The sequence below is a fragment of the Streptomyces sp. AM25 genome (assembly GCF_058146165.1).
Map to the genome: position 1 here is coordinate 339,909 of NZ_JBKIWN010000001.1, position 16,924 is coordinate 356,832.

The 16,924-nt window shown below is 69.1% G+C and carries 14 protein-coding genes; 5 read left to right on the forward strand and 9 right to left on the reverse strand.

Annotated elements, in window-relative coordinates:
• Positions 1-57: 57 nt before the first annotated feature.
• Together ACLHRZ_RS01245 and ACLHRZ_RS01250 are read right to left on the reverse strand one after the other, a co-directional pair.
• Positions 58-894 (reverse strand): AfsR/SARP family transcriptional regulator, encoded by an 837-nt coding sequence (locus tag ACLHRZ_RS01245; protein ID WP_490416277.1) that lies wholly within the window; start codon positions 892-894, stop codon positions 58-60.
• Between the two features lie 1,061 nt (positions 895-1,955).
• Entirely contained in the window at positions 1,956-2,360 is a 405-nt protein-coding gene (locus ACLHRZ_RS01250) for a MerR family transcriptional regulator (RefSeq protein ID WP_490416278.1), read from the reverse strand.
• A gap of 80 nt (positions 2,361-2,440) precedes the next feature.
• On the opposite strand from ACLHRZ_RS01250, the gene ACLHRZ_RS01255 reads away from it, so the two are divergent.
• Positions 2,441-3,250 (forward strand): alpha/beta fold hydrolase, encoded by an 810-nt coding sequence (locus ACLHRZ_RS01255; protein WP_490416279.1) that lies wholly within the window; start codon positions 2,441-2,443, stop codon positions 3,248-3,250.
• Complete coding sequence (locus ACLHRZ_RS01260; RefSeq protein ID WP_490416280.1) at positions 3,247-4,455, forward strand: MFS transporter; 1,209 nt, start codon at positions 3,247-3,249, stop codon at positions 4,453-4,455. Before ACLHRZ_RS01255 ends, ACLHRZ_RS01260 begins: the two co-directional genes overlap by 4 nt.
• Positions 4,456-4,654: 199 nt before the next feature.
• Here the strand turns inward: ACLHRZ_RS01260 and ACLHRZ_RS01265 are convergent, their stop codons facing one another.
• Positions 4,655-5,938 (reverse strand): hypothetical protein, encoded by a 1,284-nt coding sequence (locus ACLHRZ_RS01265; RefSeq protein ID WP_490416444.1) that lies wholly within the window; start codon positions 5,936-5,938, stop codon positions 4,655-4,657.
• A gap of 1,115 nt (positions 5,939-7,053) precedes the next feature.
• Here ACLHRZ_RS01265 and ACLHRZ_RS01270 point away from each other — a divergent pair.
• Positions 7,054-8,139, forward strand: coding sequence for a NucA/NucB deoxyribonuclease domain-containing protein (locus ACLHRZ_RS01270; RefSeq protein WP_490416281.1), 1,086 nt, complete (start codon positions 7,054-7,056; stop codon positions 8,137-8,139).
• Positions 8,140-8,270: 131 nt separating this feature from the next.
• On the opposite strand, the gene ACLHRZ_RS01275 is transcribed toward ACLHRZ_RS01270, so the two are convergent.
• A complete protein-coding gene (locus tag ACLHRZ_RS01275; protein WP_490416282.1) occupies positions 8,271-9,929 on the reverse strand; it encodes a hypothetical protein in 1,659 nt (552 codons plus the stop codon).
• 528 nt (positions 9,930-10,457) lie between these two features.
• Positions 10,458-11,777, reverse strand: coding sequence for a tetratricopeptide repeat protein (locus ACLHRZ_RS01280; RefSeq protein WP_490416283.1), 1,320 nt, complete (start codon positions 11,775-11,777; stop codon positions 10,458-10,460).
• 302 nt (positions 11,778-12,079) lie between these two features.
• Between ACLHRZ_RS01280 and ACLHRZ_RS01285 the strand changes: the two genes are divergently transcribed.
• Positions 12,080-12,697 (forward strand): histidine phosphatase family protein, encoded by a 618-nt coding sequence (locus ACLHRZ_RS01285; RefSeq protein WP_490416284.1) that lies wholly within the window; start codon positions 12,080-12,082, stop codon positions 12,695-12,697.
• 17 nt (positions 12,698-12,714) lie between these two features.
• On the opposite strand, the gene ACLHRZ_RS01290 is transcribed toward ACLHRZ_RS01285, so the two are convergent.
• A complete protein-coding gene (locus tag ACLHRZ_RS01290; RefSeq protein WP_490416285.1) occupies positions 12,715-13,542 on the reverse strand; it encodes a class I SAM-dependent methyltransferase in 828 nt (275 codons plus the stop codon).
• 35 nt (positions 13,543-13,577) lie between these two features.
• Positions 13,578-14,240, reverse strand: coding sequence for a DUF4232 domain-containing protein (locus ACLHRZ_RS01295; RefSeq protein ID WP_490416286.1), 663 nt, complete (start codon positions 14,238-14,240; stop codon positions 13,578-13,580).
• A 345-nt stretch (positions 14,241-14,585) separates the two neighbouring features.
• Between ACLHRZ_RS01295 and ACLHRZ_RS01300 the strand changes: the two genes are divergently transcribed.
• The gene (locus ACLHRZ_RS01300) at positions 14,586-15,152 is read left to right on the forward strand and encodes a DUF937 domain-containing protein (protein WP_490416287.1); all 567 of its coding nucleotides are present in this window, start codon (positions 14,586-14,588) and stop codon (positions 15,150-15,152) included.
• A 64-nt stretch (positions 15,153-15,216) separates the two neighbouring features.
• Here the strand turns inward: ACLHRZ_RS01300 and ACLHRZ_RS01305 are convergent, their stop codons facing one another.
• Positions 15,217-16,443: an acyltransferase family protein gene (locus ACLHRZ_RS01305; RefSeq protein ID WP_490416288.1), complete on the reverse strand. Its 1,227-nt coding sequence runs from the start codon at positions 16,441-16,443 to the stop codon at positions 15,217-15,219.
• A 216-nt stretch (positions 16,444-16,659) separates the two neighbouring features.
• Positions 16,660-16,875, reverse strand: a complete 216-nt coding sequence (locus ACLHRZ_RS01310) for a hypothetical protein (RefSeq protein WP_490416289.1) — start codon at positions 16,873-16,875, stop codon at positions 16,660-16,662.
• Between the last annotated feature and the right edge of the window lie 49 nt (positions 16,876-16,924).

Consider the following 16,924-nt stretch of genomic DNA (forward strand, 5'->3'; position numbering starts at 1 on the left):
AGCCGCACCGTTGGAGCGACTCGGCAAGTCGGCTCCGATGCGCACCAACTGCACGCACTAGCCGACCGAGTTGGCGCGGCACCAGAGCTCACCTGACGGCCGCAGGCTGCTGACATGCGACGCCACAGCGGTCGAGAGCACGCGCTCGGCCCGGACTACGTCGTCGGTCACCACGATGTCCTGCATCAACTGCAGCTCCCGGCTGGGTCCGACACCGAGTTCGTCACCAAGTGCCCGGCAGGCCCTTTGAAATACCCCGAGGGACTGGGCACGGTGGTGCGACAGGTAGAACGCGAGCATGAGCTGCTGGTACAAGGTCTCGTTCAACGGATACTGCGCCAGATGCAGAGAGAGGAAGTCGACCGCCGAGTGGGACTGACCAGCGCGAAGCTGCGACCAGGCGGTCAGCTCGATACAGTCCGCGCGCGACTGCTGCAGCCACGAGTCGAAACTGCCGAGGATCGGCCCCGAGTGGGCCCCGCCGAGCGGGGTGCCCCGGCAGAGCGAAAGCCCGGCTTTCCACGCCCGTATCGCCATCTTGTAGTCACCCTTCGCCATGAGGCGATGCCCCTCGACGCGATGACGGTGGAACAGCTGGAGGTCGAGCTGCTCGTCATGAAGCCGCATGACATAGCCGGGAAACTGGCTCCGTAAAACACCCTCCTGTGACGTGTCGCCAAGTTTTTGGCGCAACTTGGAGATGTTCACGTAAATCGCATCGCGTGCCCGCAACGGCGGCCGCGCCCACACCTCACCGATGAGATCGTCGACGGTGACGACGCTTCCTGCATTCACGAGGAGCGTGGCCAGAATAATGGACGAGTTCCGGGATCTCATGGATCGGGTTTCGCCATTGGCGACCAGGTGGAGCGGTCCGAGGACTGCGTAATACACGGAGCCGATCCCTTCACATATCAAACGGGTTGCGGAGAATGTCGCGACTTCGTCGAAGGCGAAGAGAACTCACCTCGGGTTCTGCCCGCGTGGCAGGCCACCGGGTCAGACGGCCTTCAGTGAGTCAGTGGGCGGCTGGTGGCCAACATTTCGCTGCCGTGCGGCAGCAGATGTCCGGGACAGGATCTTCGGCGCGGGCCGTGCACCAGGCGCAGGCAAACGTTCCGCGTGAGGAAACGGGCACGAAAGTTTCCGGTGAAGCCGCAGACGCCTACGGTGGCGGCATCGCTGCAACCACCACAAAAGTCGAACACTCGGTCGACTGCCGAGTCCAGGCTCCCCCCGCGGGCCACGACATCGTGCTCCGCGTTCGCCCCCCTGCCCGGCATAAATTCCCCCAGGAACAATGCTGTCCGGCCCATACTCCCGGTGACACTATGCCCTGTCCCGTGGAAACCAGTCCTGGACGCCCGCGCCTTGCATGACACAGAACAACGATGCAGGCCCACGCGAATCGCCGGGCTGTCCGGCCGATCGCCGCCGTTCCCGCCGATCCGGCAGGTGCCGCCCTCAGGACGAAGAGCCCGGCCTCGCACGGCTCTCGCCCGGCAGGCGCCCGTATGTGCAGGTTCGTGACCACCGGCGCGGCGGCATGAGCCACATCGCGGTGAGCGGCCGCAGACTCCGGCTCCCCCTCCGTGAGCCGCGGCAGCAGGCCCCGCACGGCCGCGCGTACGTCCGCCGGCCCGACGAGCGCCAAAGCGTCGTTGATCAGGGCGATATCGGCCTCGTCGAGGCCGTCCGTCAAGCATGCGGATCCAACAAGGGCGGCTTCCTCGACGCAACGACCGGTGGAGTGCTCCCATCGTGCCCGCTGGGGACCCGCCCGGGCAACGACGCACGCATCCGCCCGAGACCCGTCACTCAGGTTGCGCCGACCGGATGGGCAACGGGCCCACGGTGCCCCGCCGTTCGGGGGGCGGGCTCTACGACATGGCCCGAGTCGCGCGAGCATGGCGCAGACCGCGACGGTGGCCCGGCGGCTCGCCGAGTGTCCCCTGTCAGCTTGCCTCGGCAACGCCCGGCCGAGTCGCCCTCGGCGTCCCGGCGCCCACAGGGGGCGCGGCGGCGATGATGGCGTCGAGCATCGTGCGCGACGCCTGCAGGTCCTCGATGGCACGAGTGATCCGCCGGCCCTCCCGGCGCAGTTGGGCAAGCAGCTCCGGGCAGGTGGGCACCAGGCGCTCGCCGTCCGTCCGAATGCACGGCAGAACCTGAGCGATCAGAGCGGTCGGAAGACCTGCCGCCAGCAGACAGCGAATACGGCGCACCGTCTCGACGTCCGACTCGCCGTAGACGCGGTAGCCGCTGGGCAGCCGCTCGGGCGTCAGCAGTCCTTGCTGCTCGTAGTAGCGCAGCAGTCGCTCATGGACCCCGGTGCGCCGCACCATCTCCTTCATGCGCATACCGCTTGCCTCATCCCTGCTCCCCTTGCACACGCCGCTACTTGACTCTGACACTGATGTCGGAGTTTAGCGTCGGCTGCATGACCACTGATCATGCGCTTCCCACCTCTCACCTCGATGTCCTCGTGCAGGGGCGCGGCCCCGCACTCCTGCTCGCGCACGGCGCCGGCGGCAGCATCGAGGGAAACTTCGGCCTCGTCCTCGACGACCTCGCCCGGGACCACACCCTCGTCGGTCCGCACTACCCCGGAGCGGGCGGCTCCCCCGCCGCCGTCGGACCACTGGACCTGGACGACCTCGCCGACCACCTGGTCGCGGCCGCCGTGGCAGCCGGCCAGGACTCCTTCGCCGTCCTCGGAGAGTCCCTCGGAAGTGCCGTGGCCGTCCGGATCGCCACACGACACCCCAGCCGTGTACGGGCCCTCGTCCTCACCGCCGGCTTCCCCACCGCCGACCCCGTCCTGGCCCTCGCCGCCCAGCTGATCAAGTCCCTGGCGGCCGCGGGTCAGTGGGACGACCTCGCACGACTCGCCCTCCTGTCCTGCATGTCTCCGGCAGATCTGGCGGACGTGGAACCGGCCGACCTCGACGCACCGGTCGCCCGGACCCTGGCCGCGATGCCGCCGGGCATGGTGGACCACTTCGACTTGGTGTCCCGCGTGGACGTCCGGACCGACCTGGCGAAGGTGTCCGCACCCACCCTGGTGGTGGCGCCGACCGGCGACCGGCTGGTGCTGCCCGAAAGCTCGTACCGCCTGGCGGCCGGCATCCCGGACGCCCAGCTGATCGAACTGCCCGGCGCCGCCCACATCCTGAACACGACAGACCGAGCGACCTGGCTCCGCCACGTCCGCGAGTTCCTCGCCGCTCTGCCCGCCACGTCAGCGTGAACGCACCGCTCCTCACGGATCAGGCCGGCCCGCCCACGAAGTCGCCGGCCCGGCGCCGGGCCGGCCTGCTCGTCCTCGCCACTACAACCTTCGTCGTCGTCACCACAGAGTTGCTGCCGGTCGGGCTGCTGACACCGATCAGCGACGATCTGGGAGTCGCGCGATCACGGGTGGGGCTGCTGGTCACCGTGTACGCCTTCACCGTCGGGCTCACGGCAGCTCCGCTCACCCATCGGACCGCGGGCTGGCCGCGCAAGCGCCTCTACATCACCGTGAGTGCGGTCTTCTCCCTCGGCACGGTGCTCTCTGCGGCCGCAGTAAGCTATCCGATGCTGGCGATCGGCCGGTTCCTATGCGGGATGGCGCACGGGGTCTTCTGGTCGATCGTCGCGGGATACGCCGCCGCACTCGCCACGCCCGGCCGCTCGGGCCACGCAACAGCCGTCGTCTTCTTCGGAAACTCGACGGCCCTCGTCCTGGGCATCCCCCTGGGCACCGTCCTCGGCGGCGTCCTCGGATGGCGCGGTGCCTTCTGCGGCGCGGCGGCCCTCGGTCTCGGGGCACTCGCCGCCGCCCAGCGGCTCTTGCCCGACATTCCCAACCGCCCCACCCCGCCGCGGTCGACAGGCCTCGGCGGGGCGCTGCGCCTGCCTGGCCTGCGACACATGGTGACAGCGACCGCGCTGCTCGTCCTCGGACACTTCACCGTCTACACCTACGTGACCCCGCTCCTGCACGACGCCGCTGCCTTCGGCGAGGCCGCCACCAGCATGCTTCTTGCCTTGTACGGACTGGCAGGCTTCCTGGGAACCTGGCTCGGCGGTGTCCTGGGGGACCGTCGCCCGCACACCGTCCTGCTCGGCACCATCGCCCTGATGGCCGGCTCACTGGCTCTGCTCGGTGCGAGCGTCCGGCTGCAGCCACTCACTGTGGTGGCCGTGGCCCTGTGGGGCGTCGCCTTCGGCGCACTGCCGGTAACACTGCAATCGAGCGTTCTCCGCCTGGGAGTTACCGCACCCGACGCCGCGTCCTCCTGGTACGTCTCCGCGTTCAACCTGGGCATCGGAGGAGGAGCACTGACGGGCGGACTGCTGAGCACCTCTCCGCTCACGATGCTCCCGTGGACGGCCCTGCTCCCCGTGGTACCGGCCTTCGTCTTTGCCTGGACCACGCGGGCCGCTTTCCCGCATCCGCTGTCGCGGTAAATGCCGGACGTCCGCTCGGGCAGGCGGTGGCCTTCGAGGAACGGAGGAGTTCGAGCCGGCGGCGGGCCGGTGGAGCAGCCGATATCGGCTGCTCCACCGGCCCCCAAGGCCGGGCTCGGAACAGAGACCCGGAGGGCCCCGCACGAAACCGGGAGGCCTGGGATTCACGTGCGGGGCCGCGCTCACGGGATGTGGGCCGTCAGACTCCGGTCAGGGCGTACGTACCCGTACCGTCCTGCCTGCCGCTGGAGTACTGGCGGATCAACTCCCCGTCCGCGTACCGGTCGTGGCCCATCATGGAGCCGGTGTACTTGTTCTGCAGACCGATGTTCGAGCTGCCGGGTACGTCGCGGTAGATGTAGAACCGCTGGAGGTCGTCTTCACCGCAGTTGGCCGTGGTCAGGTAGGCCTGTTCCTGGTTGGCGATGTCCGCCGGGATGGTCGCGCACCCGCCGTTGCCCCAGTTCCACAGGGACGCCTCGATGACCCCGTTGTGCTCGGTCACGTTGCACAGGCGCCAGTTGTCCAGGTGGGCGCTGAAGAAGGTGGATTCGCGCAGGCGGATGCCGTCGTTGGGCAGGAGCGGTGCGCTCCAGTTCAGGACCTTGCCGGGGACGTCGATCCTGTAGGCGCCGGGTTGGCAGTTCAGCGCGGCGTGCGGGGCGGGCTTGGCGGCCCGGGTGGCCTTCATGCTCTGGGCGGCCTTGGCGGCCGCTGCGGCGTTGTCGGCGTCATGCTTGGCCTGGTCGGCCTTGGCCGAGGGGACGGGACCTGCCGGGTGCTTCGCGGTGGCGGCGGGGGTCCCGCAGTCCAACAGGCCCTTTGCCTTGGCCATGATGCTGTTGGCGGGGACTTTGTCCTCGCAGCGCACTGCGCCTTCTTCGAGGGTGGTGTAGGTGGTGTAGCTGCCGGTGTCGGGGCCCTCGGTCCACTTCAGGCCGCCCGCGTCCGAGCGGTTGCAGTTGAGGCTGCCGTAGGTGCCGGTGACCTTCTTCGTCCCCTCGTACAGGCCGTAGTAGCCGGGCTGGCGGAAGTTCCACGAGATCGACTGGGAGGTGCTGGATGTGTGGGTGTAGTTGACCTGGACGTTCAGGCCCAGGCTCGCGCCGACGGAGCCGAGGGTCTCGACGGCGAAGCTGCCCTGAACGGTGCCGTTGAGGCCGACGGAGACGGAGATGGTCTCCGTGGTGTTCGTGCTGACGCTCTGGTTGCCGGTCGAGCCTTCGGTGACGTACCAGCCCTTGAAGTGCGTGATGGTGGGAGCGACTTCGGCGCTCTTGATGATCGGGTGGCGGGTACCGAGATCGGCGGAGGTGCAGGCGTCGCCGGGCTTCGGCTTGTCGGCGGTTGTGGCGGGTTTCGGATGCCCTGCCGCGGCGGCGGGGCCGGCCACGGCAGTGAGGGCGGCAAGCGTCGATGCAGCGGTTACGGTGAGGGCTACCAGCCCTCTGGTCCAGCGGCCGGAAGATCTTAAGTGGCTCATCATGCCCTTTCCCTGGCCGGGCGCCATGACGCCCCAGGCCGGAGCTCTGCCAGTTATGTGGTGGGGAGCGGTGGTCGATCGAGGCGAACTTAGCGTCGGCAGCGACGCAGTGACGATGACGGAATCGGCCGGTCCGAGGTGAAACCCATGACCTTTCATGGGCTGTTACGCAGCCTTGACCTGCCCGGGGGCCATCAGAATTTCATCTGCGAAGCTACGATCCGCCACCGCCGCCGCACAGACGGACCGTTTCAGCCGTGATTCCGCTGCCGTCACCTCGACGGCCGGCGACTGCCGGACCGGCCTCTCATCGTCCGCCGACGCGGCCGGCCGCCACCAAACCATCACGATATTCGGCCAACTTGCCCATTCTGAAACCGAGGACCTTCGGCGGCCGTGGTGCCTTGAATGTTTGCGCGCCGGCGTGAACGGCCCTATGAACGACGGGGGCAGAGGGGCATCGGCGCGACCGAAGAGAATCCAGCGAATCGAGCCGGACGGTGTCCGGCGGTGAGCCGGAAGGAGGAGCGTCGATCCTGACGGCCGACCGACAGCGTCCGTATGAGCCCCGACCGCATCCAGTGCAGGCACGGAACACAACCAATCGGAAAACAAGGAGAAAGCGAACATGTCCGTACCAGGTTTACATCGTCACCACGGAGGAACGGGACCGAAGACCGAACAGGCGGTGCCGTGCCCTGTCAGGGGCGACGCCGGCCGCCGCTGCCGCATTCAGCGGTCCAGCGACGGCCGCCGGGCCCGCGCATCCTGCCGACCGCGGTAGTGCCGTCGCGAAGACGGGCGGCGGTGTGAGGTCCGAACGGGCCGAAGAACGAACGTGGAAGATTCTGGCACTACGCCGGTTCGATCCCGAGTGGATTTACATGCCACCGGAAAAAGGGGGACCACCTTTGAAACGCGTCAGACGACTGCTGGCGGCGATAGCCTCGCTCGCCCTCACCGCAGCGCTGTGTACCTTGCTGGGCGCCTCCCCCGCAGCCGCCGCACCGGCGGCTCCCCCTCAGGGGAAAGGCACCTGTCAGCCCGTCGCCCCCGGATCCAAACTCCACCGCCAGGGCGCGGCCTGGTCCTGCATGAAGGTATCCCCGGGCCCCGTGCACAACCTTCCCGCACCCGCCACCGTGCGCGGCCCTGCCACCGAGCGCAGTCCGGAGAGGCCGACTCCGGCGGAACTCTGCTACGACAAATCCGGTGTTGAGGTCGTCTCCACCCGGCTCGCCTACTGCGTGCGGGAGCGGGTCGAGTTCCCGGTCACCGACGGTAAGGGAAATCTGATCGGATACACCCTGGTCGCGCTCATGATCATGGGCGAGCCCAACTCCGAGCCGGGCGGGCGCTGGACCGAGCACATCACCGCCATAACCGAGGAAATGACACCCGGCACCGAGGGCGTGGAAATGTCCCTCGACTCCTTTTGCAGCGGCGGCTGCTCCACAGGCGGACCGGCCTGGGGCGGCGCGGCCCTGGTCCTGGGCCCGGAAGGGAGCGAGACCGGGGCCGACGCCACCGGACGCATCACCTACACCTCCAATACCCCCAAGGACTTGAGCCTTGAGGTTCAGCTCTCCTACCACGTGCACGGGCAAACCATCGGCGCGCGCCCCGTCACCAACGACGGGAGCTTCTTCGGGCCCCTCCTGCGCTGTGACCAGTCGGTAGGCGGCACCTCCGGCTGCATCGTCACGGGCCACATGGCCAACGTGACCTTCTCGAAATCGCAATTCCACGGGGCGGCCGTCGCCTACGAGTGGGCGCAGAAGAACCTCTTGGGCCATTACGGCGACGCCGACCACCCGCTGATCCGGTTCTACGACCCGCTCGACCCGGAAGCCAAGGACAGGCGTGCCAAGACCTGTTACCGGGGGAAGTTCAAATTCGTCAACGGCGCCACCGGTGTCCCCAACGACTCCTGCGACGAGTACCCCTTCGCCAGGTCCGTGCAGGGCGGGAACGACGGTCAACAGTGTATCGACATCACCCCGCGCCAGATCGGCGGTGTATGGGACGTTGCGGGCGTCACCGTCGACCGGGGCACCGGCGTAAGCCCGTACAACGCGCCCTGCATACGGGCCCATGTCGACCTCGAAGACAACACCAATGCGGGGGGCGAGCTCGGGCGGGCGGTGCAGTCCGACCGCATCCTCATCGGTGAGAATTACCAGGTGATCATCACCCCGTAGGCGGCGGGTCTGCCTCCCCAGGCACCCGGGGAGGCCGACCAGGGGCCGGTCAGGTTCCGTCTGACGGGTCATGCACGAAGCCACAGGTGGATGGCCGCAACGGCCACAGTGCCGTAGAAGACATAGGCCGGTCAGGCGTGCGCGCGGTCGCCGGCGACCCGGTCCGACTGGGCCTCGATCAGGCTGCCGACGCCGATCGCGAAGTACATGCCGTGCCACCACTGCTCCATGATCAGTGCCGCGACCGGCTCGCTGAAGGCGCGTTTGAAGTCGCTTCCGTGGCCGCAGCGCATGAGCTGGGCGAAGTGGCGGCAGTAGGTGCGGTCCATGTGCCTGAGGAAGCTCGCGGGGGAGATTCTGCCCTCGCTCAGCAGCCAGGGGACGACGAACTCGTGGTCGACGATGCCCATGGGCAGCACGCCGTCGGCCACGGCGTCGCAGACCACTGTGTGCAGGCTGACGGAGCCGGTGTGCCGGATACCGTCGACCTCGATGCTGAACGGCAGGTCACGGCGCGGGACGTGCACGCGCGATCTGCCGGCCGGCATGGTCGGGGTCAGGTCCTCGGCATAGCAGTCGGCAAGCTGGCCGGAGGCGTACAGGTCCCGCTCTTGCGCCGCGGCGCACAGGTCGGCGGCCAGGGAGTAGTACCGCCACACGTCGTGGCGGTGATTGCCCAGCAGCCACGGTCCGACAGCCAGGACCGCCATGCACGCGGCGTAGCGCTCGGCGCGGACGCCGCCTTCCTCGGTCCAGTGCGCATTGAACATCCAGACGGTGCGCTCGTAGCAGGCCAGCAGGTCCGGCATGGCCACCGAGCCGCGGGTCAGCGCGAGAACCGACTGGCCGCATTCCTGGAAGCGCAGGTCCGGTCCGAGGTCGGCCCAGTCGGCGACCAGGCCGGTGAGCATCATGTCGTCGCGGCCGCAGGAGCCGGGCATGAAGGAGAGATAGTAGGTGAAGTAGCCGCTGTCGGCGGCTTTGAAGTCGCGCCACAGGTCGCGGTCACGGTAGACCCAGGCATTCAGGCCGCTGGTGGGCAGATCGTGGACGTCGGCCTCGTCTCGTCGTTTGCTGTCGAAGAAGGCGAGGTCGGCTGCCACGTGCGCCCGCCGTGCCTGCAGGTCGGGGGGAAGGTCGGGCATGTCCCACAGTGCAAGGATCTCGTGTTGCAGGCGGTTTTCCACCCCGCCGTACGCGGTGTCGACGTTGTACTCGAGATAGAAGCCGTAGATGAGCATGGCGACGTAGTCCTGACGCCAGTCGTCGTAGATGTCCGGCATCAGGCCCCCGCCCCAGCAGCCGGCTGCGAAATTCGGATACGCCGCCACCCCCTGGAGCCCGAACTCCTGCATGACAGCGGCCCACTCCGAGGTGCCGCACGGGGAGAGATTCGACTTGGTGGAGCGACCCGCATTCTCACCGAGCCGGGCCCGGCCGATCAGCGCCCCCGCGCGGTCCGCGCCCACTTTGACCGGGACCAGCCCGGCCCGTCCTGAGGCGCTCACCCCGGCGACGGCGCCGCGCACACTGCGGATCTCGTCGAGCAGCACCCGCCCGTGCTCGACCACTTCCCCGCATTCCATCATCCACGGCGCATACCGTTCCCCCCATGCGGCCGGATCGCGCCTCATCGCGGCCAAGGTCCCCTCGGGGTCGCAGACCCAGCCGCCGGGGCGTTGGGACGTCGGGCTGTGGGCCAGGCGGCGGCGCACCTGCGCGACATGGGCCGCCAGGGCCGAACCGGCCGCGCGCTTGCGGGTCCACAGCACGTCCAAGCGGGCGGACACACCGGGCTCGGAATGGGACGGCGCGGTCAGCCGTGCTGCAGAGGTTCCCAGGCCTGTTGGGCCTTGTCCGCAGTGTGCCGCCGTCCGGCCCGCCCGCTGGTCCTCGGATGCGTGGACGCGCTGTGCCAGCGGATCGAGGGCGTCCGGCTCGTGCTCCGGTTCTGCCACAGCGGTCGACCAGCTGCCCGAACCCCGTTGGAACCGGTCCGCCGGCCACGAGTCCGGGCTACCGCGGTCGGTAGCGGGCATGCGAGCAGGGTGCGCCGGCACAAAGCCTCCTCTGTCCATCATCAGTAGCGGCTGGCACGGCCCGATCGCGTGGACGTCGGTGAGGGACCGCCGAACCCACCGTGTGCTGGTCCGCACGGATGTGACGGGCGATCGCTCACCCTGCCGCGTCGGGCCGTGCAGCATGCTGCAAACTATGTGCCCCGGCTGCCTGCACCAGTCCCCGCAGTAGTGTTGTCAAGCCCTGGATTTCGTGGTGCGCCGCATCGTCCAGCGCCTCCAAGCGCTGGTCGGCAAACGCTATGAGCGCAGCAGCCGGGCCCGCGCACCCCGGCCATAGGGGCACTGGGGGCGCAGGTTGAGGCGTTCGCTCAGCAGGGTGCGGGCCAGGTCGCGGCGTCCCGCGTGCAGAGACGCCTCGACCAACGTCCGCTGCACGGCGTCCCGTTGGGCGTGACTGCCGCCGAACCCGTGGAGGCGATGTCGTACGGGAAGGAGCAGGTCGACCGCGGCGGCGTACCGTCGCTGTCCGTAGGCCACGAGCGCGCGGCACACCGGCAGGCCGATCTCCGCGGTCATCACGACGTTGGACGGCTCCGGGCGACCGGTGCCGGCCTTCCTCAACCACATCTCCCGGTCACGGACGAGGCGTTCGGCATCGGAGATGCGGTCGGCTCCGACGTAGGCCATGACGGCGTGGACGTCGTTGAAGGCGTAGTAGGCGCCGTCGCCCCGCTGCGCCCAGGCGTCGGCCAGTGCGGGCCAGCGGTGGCCGGTGTCGGTGCCCGCCAGGTACAGCCGCCAGAGCAGCGATGCGGCGTCCAGGAGTTCCATGGCGGCCCCGGCCGAGCCGTCGTGGTGCACGGAGGCGTCGTAGACGGCCAGGACGTTGTCCGTGCGGTCCGTCGCCAGCTGATAGAGCGCGTAGTGCCACCAGTTGTGCACGTTGAGGTAGTTGCCGGTCGACCAGTCGTCGGTGCGGGCGTCGAGGTAGCGGATGCCGTCCTCGTGCCGCCCCTGCATCTCGTAGGCGTGCACGACGGCGTGGATGCCCCAGACATCGCGCGCGTTGCGTTCCACGGCCTCCAGGCCGACGTGTTCGGCGAGGGTGTAGTGCCCGGCCTCCTCCAGGCCGAACGCGTACATGCCCTGGAGCAGGCCGTAGTGGGGATCGTCGGCATCCCAGGCGGACAGTGCGCCGCCGATGCGGTCACGCAGCAGCACGGCGTTGCCGGTGAGGAAGTCGATCTGGTGGCCGACCGCGAGGGCGAGGGCGTCCTGCGGGTGCGCCACGACGAGGTCGGCGAGGATGCGCCCCGCCCGGTGCATGTCACCGTCCAGCCAGCAGGAGGCCGCCTCGACGTGCATACGTTCACGCGCGGTCAGGCCGACTGGAGACACGTCCTGGCGGTACGCCTCGAAGGCGGTGGCCGCCTCGGCCGCGTCCTTCTCCTCCGTGCCCAGCAGGCCGAGATACGTCCGGAAGACGCTCCCCATGACGGACCTCGGCGAGGCCTGGAGCACCGCCGCGGACTCGGCGGCGACGTCTTCACGGAAGTGGAGCAGGCTGTCGAGGGCCTGCTCGTAATGCCGCGCCGCATCGGCGTCGGTGTGGGTCATCGCATGAGCGTGCCGGTCCGTGACCACTGTGCCCTCCCGCCGGGTCGGATTGCCTCGCACCGGGGCCATCCCTGCCCCGTACCGGAGGGACGGACACCACACCACGGCACCTGAGTACCTTGCCGAGGGTCCGGAGGGAGCAGCGGCGAGCGCGCCGGACGTGTCCGACGTGCCGCACCTGGGCAGTACTTGCCTCATGAGTGCGCCGCCGGGTGACATACCTCTGAGGGGCAAAGCGCCGCGCCGTCCGGTTCGTACAAGGCCCGGAAGCAGTCCGGAACAACGGACGACTCGTCGGACTGATGCCGGTTCTGCCTGAGCACGTGGTCGCCGTGCGGCACGGGCAGAGCCTGGCGAACATGCTGTTCGAGCAGGCCCGGGCAGAAGGCGTGCCCGTGGCGCTGCCGACCGGAAGCGATCCCGGCGTGCCCCTGACGGAGGCCGGGTGGGAGCAAGCCGCCCGGGTCGGGCGATGGCTGGCAGACCAGGAGCCACCGGAGACGGTCGTCGTGTCACCCTATCTGCGGGCCCGGCAGACCTGGACGGCGATGGCGCGGTGCGCCGGCCTGCCGACGGCCCGCTTCGACGAGCGCCTGCGCGATCGGAGCATGGGCGTGTTCCACGGGCTCAACGAGGTCGCCCTGCGCGAGCAGGCCCCGCAATGCATGGGCGATTGGGACTACCGGCCGCCCGGCGGGGAGTCGTTGCCCGATGTCGCCGAGCGCCTCCACGGGTTGCTGGGCGAACTCGCCGGGCAGCGGGTGCTGTTCGTGGCGCACGACGCCGTGGTGGTGGCATTGCGGTACGTGGCCTGCGGTGAACGGCCCGCCGTTCCGTGGCCCGTTCCGAACGCCTCCGTCTCGCAGTGGGTCCGCGACGGTGACCGTCTGCGGCTGGTCGAGTTCGGGCGGCAGCACTGAAAGGCGGTGCGCCGCCGCTAGCGTGAGCACGGGACCGTTCGCGACACCCGCAGTTCCGTCAAGTACCGCTTGGTGACCCGGCCTCCGTACCGTCCGTCGATCAGCCCGGCGATGCACCCCAGCAGCCCCTCCCTGGCCTGCAGCGGCAATGCCCGGTGGCCCGAGTAGGTCCGCAGCACGTCCAGGTAAGCGGCCGTGGTGTACGTCAGGTCCCACTCATAACGCCGGAAGACGACAGGGCCGAACCGGCCGCTGCGTGCAACCTCGTCCACGTACTCCGAGGTGTCGACGTCCTCCGCGGCAGGAAGCCGCAGCCCCGGAGAGGTGGCCGGATCGTACCGCTCGTAGCAGCCCTGGACCTCGGCGAAGAACTCCTCGCTGCCGCCCGCCACATGCTGCGTGGCGACCACGGCGAGGGCGCCTCCGGCCCGCAGCGCGTCGGCGGTCTTGACCATCCGGACTGCGGGATCGATCCAGTGGAACGCCGTCGCCGCGACGACCACGTCGAACGGCTCCGCGGGCAGAGGCCAGGTCTCGAAGTCCGCCGTCACGACCTCCACGGCCCCGAACCCGGCCAGCTTGCGCCGGGCGACGGCGGCCATGCCCGCACCCCGCTCGACGGCGGTGATCCGGCAACCGCGCTCGGCGAGCGGCACGGTCGCCTTGCCGGTGCCGGCCCCCACTTCCAGCACCCGGACGCCGGGGCCGGTACCGGCCGTCCCGGCGAGGTCGTCGAACAGCTCCCGCGGATACCCGGGCCTGGCCCGGTCGTACAGTTCGGGGTCCTCGTCGAAGGTCCGGCTCAGGTGGACGCGGGACGTTTCGTCAGGTGTGTCGTCGCGCATGGCAGCACACTAGGGCGACTTCGGGGGCGTGCCGATCAGCCGCCCTGACCGGCGCTTCCGATCGGACCGACCTTCACCGGGGAGCCGGGGGTGTCCGTGACGGGCAGCGTGGCGGCGCCAGGCCAGCGGAGGGTGACCGTCTTCGTCTCGTTCGGCGGGGTCACCAGCAGCTCCGTGATGCGGACGCCGGATCCGCCCGACTTGTTGATCGGGTAGGTGATGCCGAAGAACGTCGGCTGCCCGACCTTGAGGACGGCCGAGGGAGCCTGCTCACCGGTGCGCTTCGCGGAAATCGACCCCGCGTTGGTCTTCAGGTCGACGCCCGCGTACCCGGAGATCGCGCAGTCATGGCTGCCGCGATTCTTCAGCTGCACCACGACGGTTCCGTCGGGATCGCCGTCGATGGTGCCGTCCTTGGCCGTGATCTCCAGCCCGTCGGTACGGCACTTGGAGACCTTTCCGCTCTCGTGGGAGCCGGTGCCGGCTGCCGTGCCCTGCCCGCCCGAGCTCTTTCCGGCGGAGTTCTTCCCGCTGCCCTGATCCGAACCGGCCGAGCCCGAACCGCCGCCCGAGGAAGACGCGGAGGACGCGGACGACGGGTCGCTCCGCCCTGTGCCGCCATCGTCGTTCTGACAGGCCGTGAGCGAGAGCCCCGCGGCAACGGCCAGGACAGCGAAGGTGAGGTTGTGAACGCGCATCGATTCTTCCTCGGTATCGGTTGGGGTGCCGGCCGCTCGGTACGAGTCGGTACGAGCGAGCGATTCTGATCACCAGGACCGGCGTGGCGGGGCGAACCGTTCCGCCCAACCACCCCCTGATACATGCCTGTTACAGGCACAGCCGGGCGCAGCATGCCATGCCGTCTTCCCACGTGTTCACGGCCTCCGGGCACTGGGACAGACCCGTGACCCGGCGGACCTTGACGGCAGCCGGTGACATGCCCTCCTCAACCCGCCTCGCCGCGCGCCCGGGGCAGCCGCCGGGCGCGCGTTGTCCTCGATGCCAACTGTTGCGGGCCACCGCCGACAAGTACAGGTGAAGCCATGACTACCTTCGATGACCTGCTGTCCCAGGTCCCGGTCGGGCAGATCGCCGCGAAGCTCGGCGTCGACGGGGCCACCGCCTCCGATGCCGTGCACAAGGCCCTGCCTGCCCTGCTCGGCGGGCTCCAGGCACGGGCCGGCAGTCCCCAACAGGGCCAGTCCGTACGGGGCCTGATCGACCGGCACCAGGAAGACGGTCTGCTCGACGGCGGCGTCGACATCGACCAGGTCGACGCCAAAGCAGGGGCCGAGATTGTCGACGATGTCTTCGGCGAGGAGAAGCACACCGTCATCAACGCCCTCGGCGAGACCGGCAGCGGCGGCAACGACCTGGTCGCCGAGGTGATGCCGATCCTCGCGCCGATCGTGCTCGCCTATCTCGGCAAGCAGATGTCCGGCGGCAAGTCGGGCGACGCAGCCGACAGCCCGCTCGGCGACCTCCTGGGCGGACTGCTCAGTGGCGCAGGCAAACCCGGCGGTACCGGCGGTGCGATCTCCGAGGCGCTCGGCAAGGACGCAGGCAGCACGCTGGGCAAGGTGCTCGGCGGTTTGTTCGGGAAGCGGTGATCCCGGCCCAAAGCCTGCCGGGAATATGACGGTTCCGCCCCCGGCCCCACTCCATCCACCGACGTCAACACGCTCTCGGCACCGCGTCAGGCGCTGATGTGCGGGGACCGTCGGCAGCGGGCGGTGTGGGCCGGCCTTGCTCGTTGGGAGTGGGGTTGAGGGCGGCGGTGAGGTGGCGGCGGAGCAGGCGGCCGAGTCTGCGGTCGACCAGGCGGTTCAACGCGGCTGCCAGCAACAGGGAGAAGACCAGCCCGAGGGCGATCGACGGGAGCAGTCCGAGGCCGGGGACGCTTTTGAGGATGCCTCGGGTGACAGGTATGCCCAGGCTCTGATGGACCAGGTAGAAGGGGTAGGTCAAGGCGCCCGCGTAGACGAGGACTCGCCATTGGAGGTGGCGCAGCGGGCCGGGGCCGGCCAGGGCGAGCAGTACGAGGAAGCCGGTGAGGACGGCCGCACTGATCGCCCAGTTGGAGCCAGCGTGCGTGGCGACGCGGTCGTTCAGGACGGTCAGGGTGTAACACCAGGCGAAGCCGGCCAGGAGCCACAGGAGCAGGTTGGGTCCGAAGCGGTGCATCAGGTGGAGCGCGATACCGGCCACGAAGAGCCCGGCGTATTGGCTGAGCAGGACCTCGTCCAGGACGGTGGAGTGCAGTTCGCGGCCGATGGACGCCAGGACGAGCCAGAGGAACCCGAAGGCTATGACGCGCCGGTAGGTCAGGCCGATCAGCAGCAGGGCGCCCATGAGCAGGTAGAAGCGAGCTTCGACCCATAGTGTCCAGGCGACGCCTGCGGTGAAGTTCAGGCCGAGTGGGCTGGGAATCATCGTCAGGTTGCCGAGGGTGGTGCGCAGGTCCGTGGGCGCCCCCGACCGCTGTCCGGCGAGCACCGTGACGGTGCCCATGGCGACGACGATCAGGACGACGGCCCAGTACAGCGGGAAGAGCCGGGAGATGCGGGAGACGGCGAACTGCGCCGGGCTGCGGCCCCAGCAGCTCATGCAGATGACGAAGCCGCTGATCAGGAAGAACGCCTCGACCCCGAGCCAGCCGTAGCCGCTGACCGCGTGAATCAGGGGTGCCGCCTGCGGCAAGTCGTAGGCCTCGCCCCAGAAATGGGGGGTCGGGGTGCCCAGGTAGTGGTAGGCGGCCACGGCTGCTGCTGCGAGCAGACGCAGCCCGTCGACTGCGGCCAGACGCCCGCCCGTAGTGGGGGGACGGGGCTGCAGATGCCTGATGGCCCGAAGTGGTCGGGGGAGACGGCGGGCAAGCAGGGCTGAGGCAGGGGTGGACATGAGTGCACTATACATAGTGCGTATACATTGAGTTTATAGAGGTGGCGGCTTGGCTCCTGACCGCGCCATGGCCGCAAGGTGAGAGGTGCAGGTCTGACGCAAGGTCGGTTACCGCAGGGCGAGTTGGGCAACGAGACGGTGTGCGCCGCCTGCGGGGAGGTGGTCTTCACCGCGCGCTACCGGCCAGCTGGCTACGGGCGGGGCCGCAGAGCCCTCTCACTCAGGCGCGGAGCCTCCCCGCCATTTCTTCGGTGGTGGGTAGACGAATCGGGCGATGGTGGCCGATGCCCAGCCGATGACCCAGCCGGCGGCCACGAGGAGGACGGTGTCTCGTTTGCCGGAGCCGGTGGCTGTGAGCACGATCAGGATGACGGCCCAGGTGACGGCGCATCCGACACTGTAAGCGCCATAGGTGCGAAGTTTGTCTCTCACCCAGTGGTCCTTCCCCGCGGAGAATGAGCTCTCCCGCCTGGAAGCCGCC

Excerpts from the sequence above, each read along its gene's own strand:
- ACLHRZ_RS01250 (WP_490416278.1), bottom strand. The coding sequence starts at position 2,360 with ATGCGCATGAAGGAGATGGTGCGGCGCACCGGGGTCCATGAGCGACTG.
- ACLHRZ_RS01255 (WP_490416279.1), top strand. The coding sequence starts at position 2,441 with ATGACCACTGATCATGCGCTTCCCACCTCTCACCTCGATGTCCTCGTG.
- ACLHRZ_RS01265 (WP_490416444.1), bottom strand. The coding sequence starts at position 5,938 with ATGAGCCACTTAAGATCTTCCGGCCGCTGGACCAGAGGGCTGGTAGCC.
- ACLHRZ_RS01280 (WP_490416283.1), bottom strand. The coding sequence starts at position 11,777 with ATGACCCACACCGACGCCGATGCGGCGCGGCATTACGAGCAGGCCCTC.
- ACLHRZ_RS01285 (WP_490416284.1), top strand. The coding sequence starts at position 12,080 with ATGCCGGTTCTGCCTGAGCACGTGGTCGCCGTGCGGCACGGGCAGAGC.
- ACLHRZ_RS01290 (WP_490416285.1), bottom strand. The coding sequence starts at position 13,542 with ATGCGCGACGACACACCTGACGAAACGTCCCGCGTCCACCTGAGCCGG.
- ACLHRZ_RS01295 (WP_490416286.1), bottom strand. The coding sequence starts at position 14,240 with ATGCGCGTTCACAACCTCACCTTCGCTGTCCTGGCCGTTGCCGCGGGG.
- ACLHRZ_RS01300 (WP_490416287.1), top strand. The coding sequence starts at position 14,586 with ATGACTACCTTCGATGACCTGCTGTCCCAGGTCCCGGTCGGGCAGATC.
- ACLHRZ_RS01305 (WP_490416288.1), bottom strand. The coding sequence starts at position 16,443 with ATGTCCACCCCTGCCTCAGCCCTGCTTGCCCGCCGTCTCCCCCGACCA.